Origin of the sequence: Erwinia billingiae Eb661, from assembly GCF_000196615.1 — a bacterium.
Lineage (GTDB): Bacteria > Pseudomonadota > Gammaproteobacteria > Enterobacterales > Enterobacteriaceae > Erwinia > Erwinia billingiae.
This window is the reverse complement of record NC_014306.1, coordinates 1,719,911-1,740,826: the sequence shown is the minus strand read 5'-3', so window position 1 is coordinate 1,740,826 and position 20,916 is coordinate 1,719,911. Positions and strand designations below refer to the sequence as shown.

Below are 20,916 nucleotides of genomic sequence, written 5' to 3'. Positions count from 1 at the left end.
TAAGCATCAGCCGTTTTTCAACGACTCCAGATATTCCCAGCGTTCGAACGCCACTTCCAGTTCCTGTTCGGCTACGGCAAGCGCATCCAGCACGGGCTGAGTCACATCATGAGGCTGACTGAAGAAATCACCGTCGGCCACTTTGGCCTGCAATGTTTCCAGTTGGCTTTCAAGCGTTTCCATCTTTTGTGGCAGCTGTTCAAGTTCACGCTGCAAGTTATAGCTTAGCTTATTCGCAGCACGTTTTTCTGGCTCTGCTTTCGCATTTTCCTGGCGCGCAGCAGGCGCGGGTTTGCTCAACGAACGCGTCTGCTTATAGGCCGCACGCTGGCGCTGAGCGTCATGATAGCCACCGACAAAGGCGCCAATCTCACCGTTACCTTCAAAGATCCAGCACTCGGTCACGGTATTATCGACAAACTGACGATCGTGGCTGACCAGCAATACGGTGCCCTGATACCCATCCACCAGCTCTTCCAACAGCTCCAGCGTTTCCACATCGAGGTCGTTAGTCGGTTCATCGAGGATCAGCAGGTTGCTTGGCTTGAGGAACAGACGAGCCAGCAACAGACGGTTACGCTCACCGCCTGACAAGGCACGCACCGGCGTCATCGCACGTTTAGGGTGGAACAGGAACTCCTGCAGGTAACCCAACACATGGCGCGGCTTACCGTTCACCATCACTTCCTGCTTACCTTCCGCCAGGTTGTCCATTACCGTGCGGTCAGGATCGAGATCGGCACGGTGCTGGTCAAAATAGGCCACTTCTAATTTCGTCCCGATATGCACGCGACCACTGCTGGCTTTCAGCTCATCCAGCATCAGTCGCAACAGCGTGGTTTTACCACAACCGTTGGAGCCAATCAGGGCAATTTTATCGCCACGCTGAACCTGGGCGCTGAAGTCACGCACCAGCTGTTTGCCGTCAACGCTGTAGTGAAGATTTTCCATCTCGAAGACAATTTTGCCTGAGCGCGACGCTTCTTCCACCTGCATATTGGCTTTGCCCATCACTTCACGACGTTCTGAACGCTCGTTACGCAATGCTTTTAATGCACGAACACGGCCTTCGTTACGCGTACGGCGCGCTTTAATGCCCTGACGGATCCACACTTCTTCCTGAGCCAGTTTGCGGTCGAATTCAGCGTTCTGCATCTCTTCCACACGCAGCGCTTCTTCTTTGCTGGTCAGATACAGGTCGTAATCGCCAGGCCAGGAAACTAACTTGCCGCGATCCAGATCGACAATGCGGGTGGCCATATTGCGGATAAAGGAACGGTCGTGGGAAATAAAGATAATGCTGCCCTGGAAGGTTTTCAGGAACCCTTCCAGCCAGTCGATGGTTTCGATATCCAGGTGGTTGGTGGGCTCATCGAGCATCAACACCCGTGGATTGCTGACCAGTGCACGTCCCAGCGCGGCTTTACGCAGCCAGCCGCCCGACAACGAGGACAGTGGCACATCGGCATCCAGGCCAATCTGCTTCAACACATCGTGAATACGGGTTTCCAGCTGCCACAGATTCTGGTGATCCAGAATAGTTTGCAGACGTCCCATTTCATTAAGGTTTTTATCGCTCGGATCGGTCATCACCAGATGAGAAATCGCGTGATACGCCTTCAGGTATTCCGCCTGCTCGTTGACGCCTTCGGCCACGAAGTCATAAACCGATCCTTCCACATTACGCGGCGGATCCTGCTGCAGACGTGACACGACCAGGTCCTGTTCATAGATGATGCGACCATCATCCAGCGCCTGCTCGCGGTTAATAATCTTCATCAGTGTGGATTTACCCGCACCGTTACGACCTACCAGACAGACCCGCTCATTCTCTTCAATGTGCAGTTCGGTGTTATCCAACAACGGGGCATCACTGAAAGAGAGATACGCACCATGAATACTGATTAATGACATAAAAGCTTATTCCTTACCGGCGTGAGTGATCAGCCAGCAGTTATGTATTTGACGATTGCGGGCAAAATCCTGCGACTGGGTTTTGGCGGTGATATCCTGTGCAACAAGATTCAGCTCTGCCAGACCGTCGTGGTCCATTTTGAAACCGCGTTTATTGTTAGAGAACATAATGGTGCCGCCTTTGCGCAGCAGCCTTTTCAAATCTTTCATCAGCGTCAGATGATCGCGCTGGATCTCAAAGCTCTCTTCCATCCGCTTCGAGTTAGAGAACGTTGGCGGATCGATAAAGATCAGGTCGAACTGCTCGCTCGACTCGCTCAGCCAGCCCAGGCAGTCAGCCTGCATCAGACGGTGCTGGCGGCCGGTTAAGCCATTCAGTCGCAGGTTACGCTCTGCCCACTCCAGATAGGTACGCGACATATCTACGGTGGTGGTGCTGCGCGCGCCGCCCAGACCGGCATGCACACTGGCCGTACCGGTGTAGGCAAACAGGTTCAGGAAGTCTTTATCCTTACTCATTTTGCCGAGCATTTTGCGGGCAATACGGTGATCGAGGAACAGTCCGGTATCCAGATAGTCGGTCAGATTGACCCACATTTTGGCATTGAATTCGCTGACTTCGAAGAAATCGCCCTTCTCGTCCATCTTCTGGTACTGACTTTTGCCTTTCTGCCGCTCGCGGGTTTTCAGCACCAGCTTATCAGAAGGCAGTTCCAGTACGTGCAGCGTGGCCGAAATAACATCGAACAGACGCTGGCGGGCTTTGGCAGGCTCCACGGTTTTTGGTGCCGCATATTCCTGTACCACCACCCAGTCGCCGTAACGATCGACGGCCACGTTGTAATCCGGCAGATCGGCATCGTAAATGCGGTAGCATTCAATTCCTTCCTGACGTGCCCACTTCTCCAGCTTCTTAATGTTCTTGCGCAGACGGTTGGCATAATCTTCAGCAACCTGACCACCGGCCGCAGCGGAAGGGTTGACCGCCAGCTGATAGTTTTTCTGTACGCAGTCCAGTGGACCGTTTTTCGCTTTGAACTGACGGTCGGCACGCAGTTGCAGGCAGCTCAGCAGTTCCGGAGAAGCGCTGAACAACGACAGATTCCAGCCGCCGAAGTGGCTTTTCATCAGGCGCCCCAACTGGCTGTGCAGGGCGATCAGCGCGGGTTCGCTATCCATACGCTCACCGTAAGGCGGGTTGCTCACCACGGTTCCGGTTGGCCCTTCAGGCAGCGGATTGGTCAGTTTCAACACTTCCTGCACGGTAAAGCTGATGATGTCAGCCATCCCTGCGCGACGGGCATTGGCAATCGCCCGTTCAACCACGCGAGAATCATTGTCATAGCCATAAAAACGCGAGGTGGTTTGCTGCACGCCACGTTTAGCACGAACCTGTGCCTCGGTGGTCACTTCCTGCCACAACGCATCATTGAATTTAGACCAGCCGCTGAAGCCCCAATGTGGACGATGTAGTCCCGGTGCGCGATCGCTGGCGATCATTGCCGCTTCAATCAACAGGGTTCCCGATCCACACATCGGATCGATCAGCGGTGTTCCCACCTCCCAGCCGGAGCGCAGCACGATCGCCGCGGCCAGGTTCTCTTTTAACGGAGCCTGACCGGTCTGCTGGCGATAGCCGCGCTGATGCAGGCCTTCACCACTCAGATCCAGCGCAATGCTGGCAGTATCTTTATTCAGCCAGACGTTAACGCGGATATCGGGCTGCTCGCGATCGACGTCCGGACGGGCAAACCCTTTACGGGTAAAGCTGTCGACAATCGCATCTTTAACTTTCAGCGCGCCATACTGGCTGTTACGGATAACCTCGTTCAGACCGCTGAAATGCACCGCAAAGGTTTTATCACTGCCGAACATCGCCGGCCAGTCGATAGCCTGCACACCCAGATAAAGGTCGAGGTCACTGTAAACGCCGCATTCGGTCAGCGGCAGCAGGATGCGCGACGCCAGACGGCTCCACATCAAACTTTGGTACATCAGACGATCGTCACCCTGATAATGTACGCCGCCCTGGACGATCTGGCAGGCCTCAGCCCCCATCGCTTCCAGTTCACTTTTTAATAGCTCTTCGAGCCCACGCGCCGTACTGGCAAACAGAGAATTCATAGTGTCACTTATCGTCGTCAGAAAATTGCTGCGCATTATAGCTAATCGCAGGCACATGTCATAAAGTTAGCTTCTTTTCCTCAGGTACCCCGCCGCTTTTCTTGCCTGAAGACGCTTTTTTCCGCTTTATTTGCCTGGAGGGCACCATGATTAGCCTGTCTCGTCTGTTCATTCATCCGGTGAAGTCATTGCGAGGGACCCAGGTTTCTCATGCACAGGCACTGGAGAGTGGGCTGGCCTTTGACCGTGTCTTTATGATCACGGACGAGGATGGCACCTTTATTACTGCCCGCCAGTATCCGGAGATGGTGCTTTTCACCCCCGCGTTGATCCCTGAAGGTCTCTTTCTTTCTGCGCCTGATGGTACCAGCGCCACGGTTCGGCTCGCTGACTTCTCCAGTGAACTTGCACCGACCGAAGTCTGGGGCAATGTTTTCACCTCACTCACCGCGCCAGCCGCCATTAACCAGTGGCTCAGCAGCTTCTTCCCCCGCCCGGTGCAATTACGCTGGGTGGGTCCGCAGATGTCCCGCCGGGTTAAACGCTTTGAGCAGGTGCCATTAGGCTTTGCCGACGGTTTTCCGTTCCTGCTAATAAATGAAGCGTCTTTGCAGGATTTGCGTCAGCGCTGTCCGGCAGGGATCAAACTGGAGCAGTTTCGACCAAACCTGGTGATCACCGGTGCCAGTGCCTGGGCAGAAGACAGCTGGTCAACGGTGCGGATTGGTGAGGTACTGTTCGATGTGCCGAAACCTTGCAGCCGCTGCGTACTGACCACGGTTAGCCCTGAGAAAGGCCGTAAACACCCCAGCGGTGAACCTTTAGCCACGCTGCAAAAGTTCCGCACCGCCACTGACGGCAGTGGAGACATCGATTTTGGCCTTAACCTGATTGCCAGAAACAGCGGCATTATGCGGGTCGGTGACGAGCTTCAGGTCGTCGCCAGCAAGCCACCGCGACCTTACGGCGCAGGCCAGGTCGTGGAATCGCTGGAGGTGGTCAGTGGCAACGCCCAAAGCGTGACCATCAGCTGGCAGGGGGAAACCTTTCAGGGAAACAATCAGCAGGTGCTGCTGGAACAGTTGGAAATGCAGGGATTCCGCATTCCCTACTCGTGCCGGGCCGGGATTTGTGGCAGTTGCCATTTGAATCTGGTATCAGGAGAAGTCAGCCAGATGAAAAAAGGGGCCGTGCGTGATAACGGCAGGATCCTCAGCTGCAGCTGCATTCCCGCCAGCGACCTGGTCCTGACGCAATAATCTTAAACAGCCCTGGCGAAAGTAAGAGACTCAGACTGCCGGGGCTGAAGACGATCGTTCATCACCTTAATCGCATCACCCAATACCATTCCGCGCCCGGCCAGTGTCAGTTGCGGTTGAGCCAGCAGACAGAGTGCCGCATTTTCTCCGCTTTCTACCACCAGCAAATGTGCCTGTTCACCGTTTTCACACAGTTGAACGCTCACCAACTCACCTTCTTCTGGAACCCAGCCACTGTGGCGATGGGTCTCAAAGTGCCAGCTTTTCGGCATTAACGGCTTAAGGAAACGGCTGGCGACCAGCGCATTCAGCACCAGCTCTGCACGCTGGTCCACATTCAATTCGCAGCGGCGACAGTTCTCTTCAAAGCTGAAGAACAGCGCAGCATCATCGACACAAAACCCAGAAGTATCAAAAGCATCCGGCGTCAGCATCTTACGAGGGAAGCGCGAACGGAACAGCATTCCGTCAGCCAGATCCAGCATCATGCGATCGTGTTCTGCATCGAAAAACCAGCGCCAGCTGTCGTCAGGTTTAATTCTCATGATGGGTCCTGTAGTCATAAAATTGGCCGCTATTTACTGGACGAACGGTGGATTTGAAAAGATATGTCAATCCAGCCGCGAGCCAAAATAGTCTGAATAATGTTTAAACAGGATAAAATATAAACGAGCCAGCGGCGAAAATAAAGCCCCTGGCCGGTTTAGCTAAGAATTAGCTTAGATGTGGGTCACAATTTCTTTTATCAGCGGTGGGCCTTTGTAAATAAAGCCGGAATATATTTGGATCAGCGAAGCACCCGCCGCCATTTTTTCGCGCGCTGAAACCAGCGAATCAATCCCGCCCACGCCAATAATAGGCAGTTTGCCCTGCAGTTCCTGCGACAGCCGGCGAATAATTTCTGTACTGCGTAATTGCACCGGACGTCCGCTTAATCCACCCGCTTCCCCCGCGTGCTTCAGGCCAGCGACCAGTGAACGATCGAGGGTGGTATTCGTGGCAATCACGCCATCAATATTATGACGGATCAGACTGTCGGCAATTTGGATCAACTCTTCTTCAGAAAGATCCGGCGCGATCTTCACCGCCACAGGAACATATTTGTGATGAATCATTTCTAGATCTTTCTGTTTCTGTTTCACCGCGATCAAAAGATCGTCCAGCGCTTCACCGTATTGCAGCGTGCGTAATCCTGGGGTGTTTGGCGAGGAGATATTTACCGTGATGTAACCCGCATAAGGATAGATCTTATCCATGCAGATTAAATAATCGTCTTTGCCGTTCTCGACCGACGTATCTTTATTCTTACCAATATTGATCCCGAGCACGCCATCGAAATGCGACTTTTTGACGTTCTCCACCAGGTTATCCACGCCGTGATTATTGAAGCCCATGCGGTTGATAATCCCTTCGGCTTCCAATACGCGGAACATTCTTGGCTTGTCGTTGCCGTCCTGCGCTCTTGGCGTCACGGTGCCGATTTCGATCGATCCAAAGCCCAATGCACCAAAGGCATCGATACACTCACCGTTTTTATCCAGTCCTGCGGCAAGGCCCAAAGGATTCTTAAAGGTCAGCCCCATGCAGTTAACCGGCTTGAAAGGCAGCGACTGGCGAACCAGGTGCAGTAAAGGTGTTCCGGTGACCCGCTGCAGCTGTCGGAGTGTCAGTTCATGGGCACGCTCGGCATCAAGCTGGAAAAGGGCCTTGCGGACAAAGGGATAATACATGGTCGCTCCTGAATGCCCGAGACTCTCGAGCTGGATAGGACAAACAGTTGATATCGTCTGGCGATACTAACCCGAAATACTGCGTTTAACCGTCACGGTTGCGGCTTCTCTCCTTTTTATACTGTGGATCCGATGAGAGAGGTGATAACAGCCAGTGGGCGCAGTGACGCTGCAGGTGCGGGGCAAAATGGTAAGGTTCTTTGTCAGGAAAGTAAAACGATAGTGCCAGCTAAACCGCTCATTCCGCTTTTATATCCGCTAATCAACTTATCTATGCCAGATAAATCATTTAAGCCTCTCCTGCCCGTCTGTCAGGATAGTTCCATCGGTTCCAGAATAAGTCAGTTCAATAACTTTCAGTTATAAGGAGAGGTTATGCGCGTTATTACTCTGGCGGGAAGTCCTCGCTATCCATCTCGTTCCACCGCCCTATTAACCGTTTGCCAGCGCCTGCTTGAACAGCGCGGCGTAGAGGTTATTCCGTGGAATTTGCATAACTTCGTGCCTGAAGACCTGCTTTATGCCCGCTTTGATTCACCCGCGCTGTTGGCCTTAAAGGAAGACCTGGAGCAGGCCGATGGGGTGATTGTTGCCACACCTGTTTATAAAGCGTCGTTTTCGGGTGCCCTGAAAACGCTGCTCGACCTGCTGCCTGAGCGCGCGCTTGAGCACAAAGTCGTGCTGCCGCTGGCCACTGGCGGCACCGTTGCGCATATGCTGGCGGTGGATTACGCCCTCAAGCCCGTGCTGAATGCGCTGAAAGCGCAGGAAGTGCTGCATGGCGTGTTCGCGGATGATTCGCAAATTACCCATTACGATCGTCAGCCGGAACTCTCGCCGGTGCTGCGCGACCGCATCAACGAATCCATCGACACCTTCTGGTCTGCGCTGGCTCGTCGCCACCGACCGCTGGCCGTCGCCGTTTAAGGAGCCGCTGATGACATTATTTGCAAGGATCCTCTCCGCACTGACCTTAACCAGCGTGCTGGCCAGTACTGCTTTCGCGGCAGAAACAGAGGCGCCGAAAACCTTTCGCATAGGCTATCAGAAAGGATCGGTGAGCATGGTGTTAGCCAAATCTCATCACCTGCTTGAAGAGCGTTTTCCCAACACCAAAATCAAATGGGTCGAGTTCCCGGCCGGTCCGCAAATGCTTGAAGCGTTAAACGTTAACAGCATTGATTTGGGCAGCACCGGCGATATCCCACCGATTTTTGCTCAGGCAGCCGGCGCAGACTTGCTGTATGTCGGCGCAGAACCGCCGAAACCGAAAGCAGAAGTGATTCTGGTGGCGAAAAACAGCCCCTATAAAACCGTTGCCGATCTGAAGAGCCATAAGGTCGCTTTCCAGAAAGGATCCAGCTCGCACAACCTGTTGCTGCGCGCACTGGAAAAAGCCGGATTGAAGTTCAGCGATATCCAGCCCGCTTATCTGACCCCAGCCGATGCCCGCGCGGCGTTCCAGCAGGGTGATGTGGATGCGTGGGCGATTTGGGACCCGTACTATTCTGCGGCCTTGCTGCAGGGCGGCGTCAGAGTGCTGACCGATGGCAGCCAACTGAATCAAACCGGGTCGTTCTATCTGGCAACGCGTCCCTTCACCCAGGCAAACGGGGCCTTTATTACCCAAGTGCTGGCGACCTTCAGCCAGGCCGATGCGCTGACCCTCAGCGATCGTGAGCAAAGCATCGATCTGCTGGCGCAGGCGATGGGTCTGCCTAAGCCGGTGATTGCCAGCTATCTGGATCACCGTCCGCCAACCTCTATCGGCCCGGTCAGTGACAAAACGGCCAACGCCCAGCAACAAACTGCCGACCTGTTCTATGCCAGCCATTTAATGCCGGTAAAAGTCGAGATTGCCGACCGTATCTGGCACGCGAGCAGCGCTAATTAATAAGGAATCCCAACATGAGCCTTTCCGTTTTCTGGTTTTTACCGACCCACGGTGATGGTCACTATTTAGGTACTTCAGAAGGTGCGCGCCCGGTTGATCATGGTTACCTGCAGCAGATCGCTCAGGCAGCGGATCGTCTGGGTTTCGGTGGTGTGCTGATCCCGACCGGTCGTTCCTGTGAGGATGCCTGGCTGGTTGCCGCATCCCTGATCCCGGTGACCCAGCGTTTACGCTTCCTGGTGGCGCTGCGTCCTGGGGTGATCTCCCCGACTCAGGCGGCCCGTCAGGCTGCGACCTTAGATCGGCTGTCAAATGGCCGCGCCCTGTTCAACCTGGTCACCGGTGGTGATGCTGAAGAGTTAGCCGGTGACGGTGTATTCCTCGACCATAAAGAACGCTACGAAGAATCCGCCGAATTCACCCGCGTCTGGCGCCGGGTGCTGGAGGGCGAAACCGTCGATTACGAAGGCAAGCACGTTCACGTCCGTGGCGCGCGTTTGATGTTTAAACCGGTACAGCAGCCGCGTCCGCCTTTATGGTTTGGCGGCTCCTCAGAGCCTGCACAGGATTTGGCGGCAGAACAGGTGGATGTCTATCTGACGTGGGGCGAACCGCCGGCGCAGGTCAAAGAGAAAATCGCTCAGGTGCAGGCGAAAGCCGCCGCACAGGGTCGCAAAGTGAAGTTTGGTATTCGTCTGCATGTGATTGTGCGTGAAACCAATGAAGAAGCCTGGCAGGCGGCCGATCGTCTGATCTCCCACCTCGATGACGCCACCATTGCAAAAGCGCAGGCGGCGCTGGCCAAAACCGATTCGGTCGGCCAGCAGCGGATGCGCGCGTTACACAGCGGCAGCCGCGATAAGCTGGAAATTAGCCCTAATCTCTGGGCTGGCGTCGGCCTGGTTCGTGGCGGTGCGGGGACAGCACTGGTTGGCGACGGCGAAACCGTGGCGGCCAGAATGCAGGAATATGCCGACCTGGGCATTGAAACCTTTATTCTTTCCGGCTATCCGCATCTTGAGGAAGCCTACCGCGTCGGCGAGTTGCTGTTCCCTCATCTGGATCTGGCGGTACCGGAAATCCCGAAACCGGCTGCAGTCGCGGCACACGGTGAAGCCGTTGCCCACGATTTTGCCCCACAGAAAGTGTCACAGAGCTAGAGGTGAAGATGAAAAAGCCGCTTTCGCGCATTGGAAATAGCCTGGTTCCCTGGGCCCTTCCCGCTCTGTTAATCGTTGTCTGGCAGATTGCTTCCCAGACCGGCTGGCTTTCAACCCGCATTCTGCCGTCGCCCGAAGCGATTGTCGTCACCTTCTGGAAGCTTTCGGTTAGCGGCGAACTGCTGCAAAACCTGGCGATCAGCAGCTGGCGTGCCGCTATCGGTTTTGGCATCGGCGGCTCGATTGGCCTGGTGCTGGGTCTGATCACCGGTATGTCTCGCCTTGGAGAAAGACTGCTGGATACTTCCGTACAGATGTTGCGTAACGTTCCGCATCTGGCGCTGATCCCGCTGGTGATCCTGTGGTTCGGTATTGATGAGTCGGCCAAAATCTTCCTGGTGGCGCTGGGCACCATGTTCCCGATTTACCTGAACACCTATCACGGCATCCGCAATATCGACCGTGGACTGGTCGAGATGGCCCGCAGTTATGGCCTGTCCGGCTGGAGTCTGTTTATTCAGGTGGTGTTGCCTGGCGCCCTGCCCTCAATCATGGTTGGGGTGCGTTTTGCGCTGGGCCTGATGTGGCTGACGCTGATTGTGGCCGAAACCATTTCCGCCAGTTCGGGCATCGGTTACCTGGCGATGAATGCCCGAGAGTTTTTACAAACCGATGTGGTCGTGGTAGCGATCATTCTTTATGCCCTGCTCGGTAAACTGGCCGATGTCAGCGCGCAGTTACTGGAACGCGTCTGGTTGCGCTGGCATCCGGCTTATCAACTGAAAGAGGATAACGCATGAGCGAATTAACCGCGTCTCCGGCTCGCCTGAATGCCGGTACACCGCTGGTCATCAACGGTGTCAGCAAGCAGTACAAAGGCCGGACGGTATTAAACAATATCGATCTGCATATCCCTTCCGGTCAGTTTGTCGCGGTGGTCGGACGCAGCGGTTGCGGTAAAAGTACGCTGCTGCGTCTGCTTGCCGGTCTGGAGAAAACCTCGTCAGGCGCGCTGCTGGCCGGTAATGCGCCGCTCAGTGAAGCCAGCGACGACACCCGTTTGATGTTTCAGGATGCTCGCCTGCTGCCGTGGAAAAGCGTGATTGATAATGTCGGATTGGGGCTGAAAGGGAAAAGCTGGAAAGCGGCCGCGCTGGAAGCGTTGGAAGCCGTAGGTCTGGCCGATAGGGCAAAAGAGTGGCCTGCTGCCCTCTCCGGAGGCCAGAAGCAGCGCGTCGCCCTGGCTCGCGCACTGATCCATCGTCCGGGTTTACTGCTGCTGGATGAACCGCTGGGTGCGCTGGATGCGTTAACCCGCATCGAAATGCAGGATCTGATTGAATCACTGTGGCAGAAGCACAACTTTACCGTGCTGCTGGTCACGCATGACGTTAGCGAAGCCGTGGCGATGGCCGATCGGGTACTGCTGATAGAAGAGGGAAATATCGGACTGGATCTGCAGGTTGATTTGCCGCGCCCGAGACGTAAAGGCTCAGTGCGCCTGGCCGAGCTGGAAGCGGAAGTGCTGGATCGGGTGATGAAACGCACGCCGGTCGAAAGCGAAAAGCGCTACGCACAACGTTAAAAAAAAGGGGCGAACTTCGCCCCTTAGCTTTCTCTTGAGCCTGCTCAGGCGCTCAGGGCTTTACTGATTTTCTCGTAAAGGTCACCTGAAAGTTTATCCAGCCCTTTCAACTGCTCCAGCGCGTTACGCATCAACGCCTGACGACCGGCATCGTAACGCTTAAGGCGAATCAATGGCTCGATCATCCGCGCGGCAACCTGTGGGTTACGCGTGTTCAGATCGGTGAGGATTTCCGTCAGGAACTGATAGCCGCTGCCGTTTGCCGCGTGGAACGCCGCTGGATTTGCCGAGGCAAAGGCGCCAATCAACGAACGGATACGGTTTGGATTGCTCAGGGTAAATGAGCGGTGGTTTAACAACGCACGCACGCGGTTTAACACATCCGGTGCCGGACTGGTGGCCTGCAAGGCAAACCATTTATCCATCACCAGACCATCCTGATGCCAGCGCTCGTCAAACGCCACCAGCAGCGCTTCGCGACACGGCAACTGAGCCGCCACCGAGGCCGCCATCGCCGCCAGCGAGTCGGTCATGTTATTGGCGTGGCTAAACTGTGCGTTAACCAGCTTGTCAGCCAGCTCGACGTCGCCAAAGGCCAGATACCCCAGGCAGACATTTTTCAGCGAGCGTTTGCCAATTTCGGCATGTTCAATGCGGTATTCGTCGCTTTGATTGGCGTTATAAACCGCCAGCCACTCATCTGCCAATTCGGTTGCCAGCAGGCGCACCAGCGATTCACGCACGTCAGAAATTGCCTGCGGGTCGATAGTTTCAAACAGCTCGGCAATTTCATTTTCACTCGGCAGCGTCAGGATCAACGCCATCAGCGCAGGATCGCTGTTTTCTTCCAGCAGCACCGCGCGGAAAGCATCAGCCACATGCAGCGGAAGAGAGAGCGGTTGCCCTTGCTGCTGACGTGCCACGTTTAGTTTGATGTAGGTCGCCATCAGGCTTTGAGCGGCATCCCAACGGGCAAAGTCATTGCGCGCATGGCGCATCAGGAAGGTTAACTGCGCATCGCTCCAGTTGTAGTCCAGTTTCACCGGGGCAGAGAATTCACGCAGCAGTGAAGGAACCGGCTGGAAATAGACGTTATCAAAGACGAAGCTCTGGAACTCTTCGACCACATTCAGCACGTTGTGCACCGGATGGCCGTTATGCTGCAGTGGGATCACCTTGCCTTCGCCATCATACAGTTCGATATCCAGCGGGATATGCAGCGGCAGCTTCTCTTTTTGATCGGCGGTTGCTGGCGTTCTCTGCGTGACGTGCAGCGTGTACTGTTCCAGTTCCGGGTTGTAGTCATCCCGAATTGAGAGGATCGGCGTACCCGACTGGCTGTACCAGCGGCGGAACTGCGATAAATCGACGTTGGACGCATCTTCCATCGCCTGCACAAAATCGTCGCAGGTTGCAGCGCTGCCATCGTGACGTTCGAAGTAGACCTGCATGCCTTTCTGGAAGTTTTCTTCACCCAGTAAGGTATGCATCATACGGATCACTTCTGACCCCTTCTCATACACCGTCAGCGTATAGAAGTTGTTCATTTCGATCACCTGCTCAGGGCGGATCGGATGCGCCATTGGGCTGGCATCTTCGGCAAACTGCGCACCACGCATGATACGGACATTATCAATACGGTTAACGGCACGGGATCCGAGGTCGGAACTGAACTCCTGATCGCGGAACACGGTCAGCCCTTCTTTCAGGCTGAGCTGGAACCAGTCGCGACAGGTCACACGGTTACCGGTCCAGTTATGGAAATATTCGTGACCGATAACCGCTTCAATACCGAGGTAATCTTTGTCGGTGGCGGTTTCCGCCCTGGCCAGCACATATTTCGAGTTAAAGACGTTAAGGCCTTTATTCTCCATCGCGCCCATGTTGAAGAAGTCCACCGCGACAATCATAAAGATGTCCAGGTCGTACTCCAGACCGAAGCGCTCTTCATCCCACTTCATGCTGTTTTTCAGTGAGGTCATTGCCCAGTCAGCGCGATCGAGGTTGCCACGATCGACAAAGATTTCCAGCGCCACATCGCGCCCGGTACGGGTTCTGAAGCTGTCACGCAGTACATCGAAGTCACCGGCGACCACGGCAAACAGGTAGCAAGGTTTTGGGAACGGATCTTCCCATTTCATCCAGTGGCGGCCATCTTCCATCTGTCCGGCATCAACACGGTTGCCGTTTGACAGTAAATAAGGATAGAGGGCCTTATCTGCCACAATGGTGGTGGTAAAGCGCGCCAGCACGTCAGGACGGTCAAGATACCAGGTAATGTGGCGGAAGCCTTCCGCTTCACACTGGGTACAAAGCGCTTCACCCGATTTATACAGGCCTTCCAGCGCGGTGTTTTTATCCGGGTGGATTTCGTTGACGATTTTCAGCGTAAAGGTTTCTGGCAGTTGCTCAAGGATCAGCGCGCCGTCTTCCAGACGGTAGTGCGTCCAGGCCTGGTCGTTAATGTCCAGAGAAACCAGCGTCAGGTCTTCACCGTCCAGACGCAGTTCTGCGCCTGCTGCCCCCAACCGTTTTACCTGGCTGATAGCGGTGACCTGGGTGGTGCTGGCATCGAGAATAAAAGTCAGGTCGATATCCGTGATGGTGTAATCCGGAGCACGATAATCATGGCGATTTTTGGCTTGTGGCAGTTGCGTCATAAGTCCTTCTCACGTCGATAATTAGTTAACCTTTTCAAGTCTATTCCTGTTAGCCCGATGTTGCCACGTTGAATCGCGATGCCACGGGGTCTTTGGCTTAAAAAGCTACATTTCATTAACAAGCGCACAGATTGCCCTCGACCTTATCCGCGGTAATGTGTTGTGATCCGCTTCACTAAACGAGTATTCAAGTTATACTCCAGCGTCTTTTCCACTTATTGAACCAGGGATAACGCTCTTCGCCAGAGGATGCTGAAACGCACCATGACTCGACATGCTACCCCGATCCTGACCACCTTGTTGGACACGGATGCCTATAAGCTGCATATGCAGCAAGCGGTGTTCCATCGTTACCGGAACGTTTCCGTGGTGGCTGAGTTTCGCTGCCGTGGTGACGATCTGCTGGGCATTTATGCAGATGAAATTGTCCGGCAGATAGCGACCATGCAGTCGCTGGCGCTGACTGACGAAGAAGCTGACTACCTTGCCGGCCTGCCCTTCTTTAAGGCGGACTATCTGGCCTGGCTGCGCGAATACCGTTATGACCCGTCGACGGTGGTGGTCCGCAATCACCAGGGCAAGCTGGATATTCGCATCAGCGGTTCATGGCTGGACGTCATCATGTGGGAAGTGCCGCTGCTGGCGTTGATCAGTGAAGTGGTTCATCGCCACCGCTCGCCGCTGGTCACCCCGGAAATGGCAGTCACCCATCTGCAAAGCAAGCTGGCCGGGTTTAAAGCGTTGACCGCTGACCTGGATATGTCCCGCTTTAAGTTGATGGATTTCGGTACGCGTCGCCGCTTCTCCCGCGATGTGCAGCTGGCTATCGTCGGTACGCTGCAGCAGGAATTTCCATGGTTGGTCGGTTCCAGCAATTATGACGTGGCGCGCCAGTTGAATATCGCACCGGTGGGCACTCAGGCCCATGAATGGTTCCAGGCGCATCAGCAGATCAGCCCGGTTCTGGCAAACAGCCAGCGTGCGGCATTGCAGGCATGGCTGGAGGAGTATCCGGACCGTTTGGGCATTGCCCTGACCGATTGTATTACCATGGATGCTTTCCTGCGCGACTTCGGTGAGAACTTTGCTACCCGTTATCAGGGCCTGCGTCACGACTCCGGCGATCCGTTTGAGTGGGGCGAAAAAGCCATTGCTCATTACGAACACCTCGGCATCGATCCTCGCAGCAAAACGCTGGTGTTTTCTGACAACCTGGATCTGGAAAAAGCCGTGGCGCTTTACCGCCAGTTTGGCCAGCGCGTGGATGTGATTTTTGGCATTGGTACCAAGCTGACCTGCGATATTCCTCAGGTCACGCCGCTGAATATCGTCATCAAGCTGGTTGAATGTAACGGCAAACCGGTCGCTAAACTCTCGGACAGCCCAGGCAAAACGATTTGCCAGGATAAAGCCTTTGTTCGCGCCTTACGCAAAGCCTTCGATCTGCCACTGGTGAAAAAAGCCAGTTAGTGCCGCAATAAAAAGAGAAGAGCTTCAGCCTCTTCTCTTTTCCTTCCTGCAATTTCTCTGATAAATCTCCCGCAGAACAACGAATTCTTCTTGTGTCTCGCCAGTCGGCAAGTAACATAGCACTACCCCAAATCCGGGGTATTTTTTTTAATCCTGATTAATAGTGAGAGACTTTTATGAGCGTTGTGCCTGTAGCGGATGTACTGCAAGGCCGGGTCGCGGTTGACAGTGAAGTCACCGTACGTGGCTGGGTACGTACACGAAGAGATTCAAAAGCTGGTATTTCCTTCATCGCCGTATATGACGGCTCCTGCTTTAATCCCGTCCAGGCTGTCGTCAATAATTCTCTGAATAATTATCAGGACGAAGTACTGCGACTGACCACCGGTTGTTCGGTGATCATTACCGGCAAAGTGGTGGAATCACCGGGCGAAGGCCAGAGCTTTGAAATCCAGGCCACTGCAGTAGAAGTGGTCGGCTGGGTGGATGATCCTGATACCTATCCTATGGCTGCTAAACGTCACAGCATCGAATACCTGCGTGAAGTGGCTCACCTGCGCCCGCGTACTAACCTGATCGGTGCCGTGGCGCGTGTTCGTCATACGCTGGCGCAAGCGCTGCATCGTTTCTTTGATGAGCAGGGCTTCTTCTGGGTTTCTACTCCGCTGATCACCGCGTCGGATACCGAAGGGGCGGGAGAAATGTTCCGCGTTTCCACGCTGGATATGGAAAACCTGCCGCGCACGCCCGAAGGCAAAGTGAACTTTGACGAAGATTTCTTCGGCAAAGAAGCCTTCCTGACCGTATCCGGCCAGCTGAATGGCGAGACCTACGCCAGCGCCATCTCCAAAATCTATACCTTTGGCCCAACCTTCCGTGCAGAAAACTCCAATACCAGCCGCCACCTGGCTGAGTTCTGGATGCTGGAGCCGGAAATCGCCTTTGCTGACCTGGAAGACAACGCCGCACTGGCCGAAGCCATGCTGAAATACGTCTTCAAAGCGGTACTGGAAGAGCGTCGTGATGATATGGAGTTCTTTGCCGAGCGCGTAGACAAAGATGCCATCGCGCGCCTTGAGCGTTTTGTAACCACAGATTTTGCTCAGGTGGATTACACCGAAGCGGTAGAAATTCTGATCGCCTGTGGTGAGAAGTTTGAAAATGCCGTCTCCTGGGGTATCGATCTCTCCTCAGAACACGAGCGTTATCTGGCAGAAAAACACTTCAAAGCACCGGTAGTGGTTAAAAACTATCCGAAAGATATCAAAGCGTTCTATATGCGCCTGAACGACGACGGTAAAACCGTGGCGGCAATGGACGTTTTGGCCCCAGGTATCGGGGAAATCATCGGCGGTTCGCAGCGTGAAGAGCGTCTGGATGTACTGGATGCACGTCTGGCTGAAATGGGTCTGAATAAAGAAGATTACTGGTGGTATCGTGACCTGCGCCGCTACGGCACCGTTCCTCATTCAGGTTTCGGATTAGGTTTCGAAAGATTAATCGCCTATGTCACCGGTGTGCAAAATGTAAGAGATGTTATCGCCTTCCCAAGGACGCCGCGTAACGCCACCTTCTGATTTTCAGCATTAAATATAAGAAATTCATATATATATTCAAGGTCAGCCTCGCTGGCCTTTTTTTATTTTTGTAAATTTAGAGATAGTTCACAAAGTTCCGTGATTATTACATTTTGTAATACATATTTTCCTCTTGTTACTAGAATAGGAGATTAGTAGCATTTTCGGGCTAGATAATCCGCTCAGCGAATGGAAAGATGCGTGCAGACACAGGAAGACACCAAACTCTCTTCGGGGTTCTGTAAAGAATTGTTGACGGCAGTGGCAGGTGTCCAAATAACTCCAATGAGGGTAATAAAAAATGATGAAGCGCAACATTCTGGCACTGGTTATCCCAGCCCTGTTAGCAGCTGGTGCAGCCAATGCAGCAGAAATCTATAACAAAGACGGCAACAAGCTGGACCTCTATGGTAAAGCTGTTGGTCTGCATTACTTCTCTGACAACGACGGTTATGCTGGTGACGGCGACCAGTCTTATGTGCGTTTTGGTTTCAAAGGTGAAACCCAGATCAACGACATGCTGACCGGTTACGGCCAGTGGGAATACAACATTCAGGCGAACAACTCTGAAGGCGGCGACGATGCACAAGACGGTAACAAAACCCGTCTGGGCTTTGCTGGTCTGAAATTCGCTGAGTACGGTTCTGTAGATTACGGTCGTAACTACGGCATCGCTTATGACGCACTGGCCTGGACAGATATGCTGCCAGAATTCGGTGGCGACTTCGGCCAGTCTGATACCATGACCAGCCGTACCGGCGGCGTGGCGACTTACCGTAACACCAATTTCTTTGGTCTGGTTGATGGCTGGGACTTCGCAGCTCAGTACCAGGGCAAAAACGATCGTGATGACCTGCAGCGCTCTAACGGCGACGGCTACGGTGTGTCGACTTCCTACACCTCACCAATCGGTGTTGGCATCGTAGGTGCTTATAGCTCTCAGGACCGTACTAACTCTCAGAACGCTGCTGGCGTGCTGGGTCAGGGTGACCGTGCTGAATTCTGGGGCACTGCTCTGAAATATGATGCAAACAACGTTTACCTGGCCGCATCTTATGCTGAAGGCCGTAACGCTACCCGCATCTCTGGTAACATCATCGACGTCAATGGTGCATCTAACGCTGTTTCTGGCTTCGCTAACAAAACTCAGGACATCGAGTTAGTTGCACAGTACCAGTTCGACTTCGGTCTGCGTCCGTCCATTGCCTACGTTCAGACTAAAGGCAAAGACATCGAAGGCGTTGGCGATGTTGACCTGGTTAAATACTTCGAAGTGGGCGCGACTTACTACTTCAACAAAAACATGTCTACCTATGTTGACTACATCATCAACCAGATTGATGACGACAACAAACTGGGCATAGGTTCAGGCGATACCGTAGCATTGGGTCTGGTTTACCAGTTCTAATAAGCTGCACTGCCGGGGTGATTCGCGTCACCACCGCGCAACGTCAAAACGGGGCTTCGGCCCCGTTTTTGTTTCCTCCGCCCCGCTTTCTCCCTCTGATTAATTACCCTCACTCTGTTCCCTGTGATTTTTAACGCAAACGGTTGGCAATTTGTGCGCTGTGGCGTAACCTGAGTCCTCACTTCGCTTTAGATTAAGCTAACGGACTTCGACTATGTTTGAACGCATTGCAGCTGCACCCGCCGACCCTATTCTTGGTTTAGCCGATCTCTTCCGTGCCGACGATCGCCCAAATACGATCAATCTGGGCATTGGTGTCTATAAAGACGAAACCGGCAAAACACCGGTACTCACCAGCGTGAAGAAAGCTGAGCAGTATCTGTTAGAGAATGAAACCACCAAAAATTACCTCAGCATCGATGGACTGGCCGACTTCGGTAAGTGCACTCAGGAACTGTTGTTTGGGAAAGACAACGCCATTGTGAGCACCAAGCGTGCCCGCACAGCGCAGACCCCAGGTGGAACCGGTGCATTGCGCGTTGCGGCTGACTTTATTGCCACTCAGACCAGCGCGAAGCGCATCTGGGTAAGCAACCCAAGCTGGCCGAACCATAAAAATGTGTTTGAATCCGCGGGTCTTGAAGTCTGCGAGTACCAGTATTACGACGCGGCCAATCACTCCCTCGACTTTGACGGCATGGTTAACGCCCTGCGTGAGGTTGCAGCCGGTGACGTGGTGCTGTTCCATGGCTGCTGCCATAACCCGACCGGTATTGATCCGACGGCTGAACAGTGGGCACAACTTTCCGAGCTGTCACTGGCCGGTGGCTGGCTGCCGCTGTTCGACTTCGCCTATCAGGGCTTTGCCCGGGGTCTGGAAGAAGATGCTGAAGGCCTGCGTATTTTTGCGGCCAGCCATCAGGAACTGATCGTCGCCAGCTCTTACTCGAAAAACTTCGGTCTGTATAACGAACGCGTTGGCGCACTGACGCTGGTTGCCAGCGAAGCATCGGTAGCGGATACCGCATTCAGCCAGGTGAAAGCCACCATCCGTGCTAACTACTCTAACCCACCGGCGCACGGTGCGGCGGTAGTGGCCACCATCCTCGGTAACGCGGCTCTACGTGCTATCTGGGAGCAGGAACTGGCAGACATGCGTCAACGCATCCACCGTATGCGTCAGCTGTTTGTGAACACCCTGCAGGAGAAAGGCGCTAAAGGGGATTTCAGCTTTATCATCAAGCAGAATGGCATGTTCTCATTCAGCGGTTTGACGAAAGACCAGGTGGTTCGCCTGCGCGAAGAGTTCGGCGTGTATGCGGTGAATTCAGGTCGTGTGAACGTGGCCGGCATGACGCCAGATAATATGGCTCCGCTGTGTGAAGCGATTGTCGCCGTGCTGTAAACCGGCGACTGAGCATAAAAAAAGCCTGCTTAATGCAGGCTTTTTTGTGTCTTTTTTCCCCGAGCGCGTTACTGCAGGAACGGGTTCGAAATTCTTTCACGGCCCAGTGTGGACATCGGCCCATGTCCCGGAAAAAAGGTCACGTCGTCACCCAGCGGTAAAAGCTTGGTCTTAATGGATGCGATCAGGTCCGCATGGCTGCCCTGAGGAAAATCAGAACGCCCTACGCCACCGTTAAAGATCACGTCACCGGAGACCAGCAGGCGAGAAGCACGGTCAAAGAACACGATGTGACCGGGCGTATGGCCAGGGCATAACAGGATCTCGAGGGTGATGTTGCCGAGCTGCACGGTTTCCCCCTCTTCCAGCCAGCGATCTGGCGTCAGAGGCGCGCAATAGGGGAAGCCGAACATCTGGCTCTGAGCAGGTAAACCTTCCAGCCAGAAAGCATCCGCCTTATGGGGACCAACAACCGGCACGCCATAAAAAGCCGCCAGCTCGGCAGCGGCGCCAACATGATCAAGGTGTCCGTGGGTCAGCAGAATTTGCGTTACGGTAACGCCCTTTTCTGCCACATGCGCCTGGATGGTTTCGGCATCGCCGCCGGGGTCAACCACCGCTGCCTGCAGGGTTTCCGCGCACCAGATTAGCGAGCAATTCTGGGCGAATGCCGTCACCGGGATAATTTGATAGTCCATAACACTCCGTTACCGGCGAGCCATGGCCCTAC

At 54.2% G+C, this 20,916-nt stretch carries 16 protein-coding genes; 10 read left to right on the top strand and 6 right to left on the bottom strand.

Translation table 11 applies throughout. The features are described from left to right. Positions 1 to 6: 6 nt before the first annotated feature. On the bottom strand, positions 7 to 1,914 hold the full coding sequence (locus tag EBC_RS09415) for an ABC transporter ATP-binding protein (protein WP_013201558.1): 1,908 nt from the start codon (positions 1,912 to 1,914) through the stop codon (positions 7 to 9). 6 nt (positions 1,915 to 1,920) lie between these two features. After that, positions 1,921 to 4,038 carry a bifunctional 23S rRNA (guanine(2069)-N(7))-methyltransferase RlmK/23S rRNA (guanine(2445)-N(2))-methyltransferase RlmL gene (rlmKL, locus tag EBC_RS09410; protein ID WP_013201557.1) on the bottom strand — a complete coding sequence of 706 codons (2,118 nt, stop codon included), beginning with the start codon at positions 4,036 to 4,038 and terminating at the stop codon, positions 1,921 to 1,923. 146 nt (positions 4,039 to 4,184) lie between these two features. On the opposite strand from rlmKL, the gene EBC_RS09405 reads away from it, so the two are divergent. After that, positions 4,185 to 5,297 (top strand): YcbX family protein, encoded by a 1,113-nt coding sequence (locus tag EBC_RS09405; RefSeq protein WP_013201556.1) that lies wholly within the window; start codon positions 4,185 to 4,187, stop codon positions 5,295 to 5,297. Positions 5,298 to 5,299: 2 nt separating this feature from the next. Here EBC_RS09405 and EBC_RS09400 read toward each other — a convergent pair whose 3' ends face one another. Both EBC_RS09400 and pyrD read right to left on the bottom strand, forming a co-directional pair. After that, complete coding sequence (locus EBC_RS09400; protein WP_013201555.1) at positions 5,300 to 5,842, bottom strand: cell division protein ZapC; 543 nt, start codon at positions 5,840 to 5,842, stop codon at positions 5,300 to 5,302. 174 nt (positions 5,843 to 6,016) lie between these two features. Beyond that, positions 6,017 to 7,027: a quinone-dependent dihydroorotate dehydrogenase gene (pyrD, locus tag EBC_RS09395; protein ID WP_013201554.1), complete on the bottom strand. Its 1,011-nt coding sequence runs from the start codon at positions 7,025 to 7,027 to the stop codon at positions 6,017 to 6,019. Between the two features lie 375 nt (positions 7,028 to 7,402). Here pyrD and ssuE point away from each other — a divergent pair, with 375 nt between their 5' ends. From ssuE to ssuB, 5 genes are read left to right on the top strand one after another with little or no spacing between them, the layout of a single operon-like run. Then, positions 7,403 to 7,954, top strand: coding sequence for an NADPH-dependent FMN reductase (gene ssuE / locus EBC_RS09390; RefSeq protein WP_013201553.1), 552 nt, complete (start codon positions 7,403 to 7,405; stop codon positions 7,952 to 7,954). Positions 7,955 to 7,964: 10 nt separating this feature from the next. After that, the gene (locus tag EBC_RS09385; protein WP_013201552.1) at positions 7,965 to 8,921 is read left to right on the top strand and encodes a sulfonate ABC transporter substrate-binding protein; all 957 of its coding nucleotides are present in this window, start codon (positions 7,965 to 7,967) and stop codon (positions 8,919 to 8,921) included. Positions 8,922 to 8,935: 14 nt separating this feature from the next. Then, the gene (gene ssuD, locus EBC_RS09380) at positions 8,936 to 10,081 is read left to right on the top strand and encodes an FMNH2-dependent alkanesulfonate monooxygenase (protein ID WP_013201551.1); all 1,146 of its coding nucleotides are present in this window, start codon (positions 8,936 to 8,938) and stop codon (positions 10,079 to 10,081) included. An 8-nt stretch (positions 10,082 to 10,089) separates the two neighbouring features. Next, a complete protein-coding gene (ssuC, locus tag EBC_RS09375) occupies positions 10,090 to 10,881 on the top strand; it encodes an aliphatic sulfonate ABC transporter permease SsuC (protein ID WP_013201550.1) in 792 nt (263 codons plus the stop codon). Then, positions 10,878 to 11,666 (top strand): aliphatic sulfonates ABC transporter ATP-binding protein, encoded by a 789-nt coding sequence (gene ssuB, locus EBC_RS09370; RefSeq protein WP_013201549.1) that lies wholly within the window; start codon positions 10,878 to 10,880, stop codon positions 11,664 to 11,666. The genes ssuC and ssuB overlap by 4 nt, the downstream gene beginning before the upstream one ends. A gap of 44 nt (positions 11,667 to 11,710) precedes the next feature. Here ssuB and pepN read toward each other — a convergent pair whose 3' ends face one another. Beyond that, positions 11,711 to 14,326: an aminopeptidase N gene (gene pepN, locus EBC_RS09365; protein ID WP_013201548.1), complete on the bottom strand. Its 2,616-nt coding sequence runs from the start codon at positions 14,324 to 14,326 to the stop codon at positions 11,711 to 11,713. Positions 14,327 to 14,590: 264 nt separating this feature from the next. Between pepN and pncB the strand changes: the two genes are divergently transcribed. The 4 genes from pncB (at position 14,591) to EBC_RS09345 (ending at position 20,186) form a co-directional block, all read left to right on the top strand. Further along, positions 14,591 to 15,796, top strand: coding sequence for a nicotinate phosphoribosyltransferase (gene pncB / locus EBC_RS09360; RefSeq protein ID WP_013201547.1), 1,206 nt, complete (start codon positions 14,591 to 14,593; stop codon positions 15,794 to 15,796). A 176-nt stretch (positions 15,797 to 15,972) separates the two neighbouring features. After that, entirely contained in the window at positions 15,973 to 17,373 is a 1,401-nt protein-coding gene (gene asnS, locus EBC_RS09355; RefSeq protein WP_013201546.1) for an asparagine--tRNA ligase, read from the top strand. Positions 17,374 to 17,674: 301 nt separating this feature from the next. Next, positions 17,675 to 18,781 (top strand): porin OmpF, encoded by a 1,107-nt coding sequence (ompF, locus tag EBC_RS09350; RefSeq protein WP_013201545.1) that lies wholly within the window; start codon positions 17,675 to 17,677, stop codon positions 18,779 to 18,781. 214 nt (positions 18,782 to 18,995) lie between these two features. Beyond that, positions 18,996 to 20,186, top strand: coding sequence for an amino acid aminotransferase (locus EBC_RS09345; protein ID WP_013201544.1), 1,191 nt, complete (start codon positions 18,996 to 18,998; stop codon positions 20,184 to 20,186). A 68-nt stretch (positions 20,187 to 20,254) separates the two neighbouring features. Here EBC_RS09345 and EBC_RS09340 read toward each other — a convergent pair whose 3' ends face one another. After that, the gene (locus tag EBC_RS09340; RefSeq protein WP_013201543.1) at positions 20,255 to 20,884 is read right to left on the bottom strand and encodes an MBL fold metallo-hydrolase; all 630 of its coding nucleotides are present in this window, start codon (positions 20,882 to 20,884) and stop codon (positions 20,255 to 20,257) included. Positions 20,885 to 20,916 lie beyond the last annotated feature (32 nt).